Raw genomic sequence first — 3274 nt, 5'->3', positions numbered from 1 at the left:
CAAATCTAAACTTACTTGTATTTCATGTTTTTCATCTGGTGTAGTTGTATAAGCTATTCCTATATCTGTTAAGTCAGGAAATATAGTATCAAAGTCCTCTAACCTGTTTTCTTCATCATATTCTCTGTTAAGAAATCTATCAATTCTTCCTTTACTTCCTCTAGTAATGGGTTTCTTGGCTTATATCTTCACTTTTTCCCATATCTAGTAAATTATTTACTTCTGCAAGTCTTAATGTCTTATCCTTTAAAAGTTCAGCTTGTGGAAATGTCTTTTGTATTTCAATTTTGGCTGTTTGAAATTGCTCTTCTGTATCTTTTAGTTTTGAAATTGTATTTTCTAATCTTTCTGGTAATTTATCTAATACATTATCCATTCTTGTTATATTACCTATTTCATCTGTCAAACTCTCCTCTATATTCTCCCTTACCTTTTAATATAAAGTTATATTTATTGAAAAAAGAATCATATTTTATGGATAAATCAAAATTTCTATATTCACCTATTTTTTCTCCATCTTTATCCATTTCCCTATATATTTTAACTCCCTTAATTTTGTTCAACAAAAACTCTCCAGCTATTTTCTTATCTATATACTTCTTTCCGTCAATAATTAGAGAGGTAAATTTATTATCTTCTTTTAAATTTTTATCTACTTCTCTATAAGGCTCAACATTTTTAATATCTTCCTTTAAGTTCTCTATCCTTTCTTTTAATCTTTCTATTTCCTTTGGATAAAATTTAACTACTTTATCTTCCAGCTTGTAAAGATTTGATTTAAAATTGGACTCTAGCATTTTAAGTTTAGAAACTTCAACATCAAGGTCCATCTTCTCCTTTATTAATGGATTTCCTGTTGCAAGAGCTTTGATTTCGGCATAGTTTAATGTGGCTTCGTCTACATCTTCTGCAACTCTTACAGGTGTCTTTGAAGTCATAATTTGAGAAATATATTTTTGTTTATTCTCTAAGGTTTGGAAAAGATAGGCATCAAAAGTATTTTCTGTTACATATCTAAATATATGGACTTCCTTATTCTCATTTCCCTGCCTCACAATCCTTCCTGCCCTTTGAGAAAGATCAGCCGGTCTCCATGGTATATCAAGATCGTGGATTGCAATTAGTTTGTCTTGAGCATTAGTACCTGCTCCCATTTTCTGTGTTGAACCAAGAAGACTCTTATTTCTCCCTTTCTTACCTTATCAAAGATAGCATCTTTTTCCATATTGTTTTTTGCCTTATGAATAAATTCTATTTCATTTTCAGGTACTCCCATATCTATAAGTTTTGTTTTAATATCATCATAGATATTAAAATCACTACTTGGTGTAGACATATCACAAAATATTAATTGAGCAGATTTTTTATCTTTATATTTATCCCAAATGCTAAATACATTTTTTATACAGGTATTTACCTTACTATTAGGATCATCAGGAAGTAAAGGATTGATTAATCTTTGATCTAATGCCATCTTCTTCCCATCATTTGTTATTAATAGCATATTATCAACACTTGAATCTACCTGCTTATCACGAACCTTATCTGCTCTCTCGGAAAAAGTTTCAAGAATTTCTTTTTGTTCTTCGGTAGGCTTTGTTTTTATAGTTTCATAATGGGCAATTGGTGTAGGAAGATTTAAAACATCAGCTGTTTTAATATCCATAAATCCTTTTACAGTATTCATAAGTTCAGGAAGATTATAAAATTTTGCAAATCTGGTTTTGCTCCTATAACCATTACCCTCAGGATTTAATTCTATTGCCGTTATTGTTTCTCCAAAAGTAGACGCCCAAGAATCGAAATGTTGCAATTTCATCTTTTTTAATTCATCATACTGTAAATATCTCTGCATGGTATAAAGTTCAGCCATACTGTTGCTTACTGGTGTACCTGTGGCAAATACTAATCCTTTATTATTAGTTATTTCATCCATATAGCGGCATTTCATAAGCATATCTGATGATTTTTGTGAATCTGTAGAAGTAATTCCTGCTACATTCCTCATTTTAGAAAATAGATAGAGGTTTTTGTAGGCTGGGCTTCATCTACAAATAACTTATCTACTCCCAGTTCCTCAAAGGTTACAACATCATCTTTTTTATAATCAGCATTTAGTTTTTCTAACTTTGTTTCTAATTTTTTCTTTGTTTTTTCTAATTGCTTTACAGTAAATCTTTGATCCCTTTCTCTTTTATATTCATCTATATAGTCAATGATTTCATCAATTTGACCTTGCAATTCATATTCTTGTCTTTCTTTTGATATAGGAATTTTTTCAAATTGACTGTGCCCTATAATAACAGCATCAAAACTTCCTGTAGCAATACGACTACAAAATCTTTTTCGTCTATCTGGTGTGAAGTCTTTTTCTGTAGCACATAATACATTAGCTCCTGGATAAAGTTCATTAAATTCTCTTCCAAATTGCTCTACAATGTGGTTAGGAACAACAAACATTGACTTATTACTCATACCAAGTCTTTTTGACTCCATGGCTATACCTATCATTTCAAAGGTTTTTCCTGCTCCTACTTCATGAGCAAGTAAAGTATTTCCACCAAACAAACCTCTTGCTATGGCATCTTTTTGATGTGCTCTTAATTCTATTTCAGGATTCATTCCTTCAAAAGTAAGATTAGATCCATCATATTCCCTTTGTCTTATGGAATTGAATCTTTCGTTATAATCTTCTACTAATCTATTTCTTCTTTCCACATCATCAAATATCCAGCTTTTAAATTCTTCTTTTATCATCTCTTGCTTACTTCTTGCAAGCATTGTTTCTTTTTGATTAAGCACAGATTTTTTCTTTCCATCACTGTCTTCTACTTGGTCAAATACCTTAGTATCTCTTAAATTTAAAGTATCTTCTATCAATTTATAGGCATTTACCCTATTTGTACCATAGGTAAAATAAGCAAGGTCATTGTCCCTATCAGAGCTTTTTCCTTCAACTCTATACTCTCCTGTAAAGTCAGAATACTTAATATCTATATTCCACCTTGATGAAACTGGTGTTTTCAACAAATCAAACATAAATTTTTTGTAATCTTGTTCCGGTATCCATGTTGCACCCATTCTAACTGTAATTTCACTTGCATCTAGTGCTTTAGGCATAACTTCCATTAGTTTTGCTTTTTGAAAATCTAACTCCTTTAACTCTTCTTCTAACACCTCTCCATCTGCTGAATTTTCTTCCTTTTCTAATTCTCTTTCAATATTTTTAATATAAGAGTCTACAACTTCAATTTTATCTCTTATATTTCCTGAC

The 3274-nt window shown here is 30.7% G+C and carries 1 pseudogene; it reads right to left on the bottom strand.

The window, feature by feature from the left end:
• A pseudogene (locus HMPREF0072_RS09165) lies at positions 1-3274 on the bottom strand (helicase-like domain-containing protein); the annotation flags it as partial.

This window comes from Anaerococcus lactolyticus ATCC 51172, assembly GCF_000156575.1.
GTDB classification, from domain to species: Bacteria; Bacillota; Clostridia; order Tissierellales; family Peptoniphilaceae; genus Anaerococcus; species Anaerococcus lactolyticus.
This window is presented reverse-complemented; position numbering and strand designations above follow the sequence as displayed.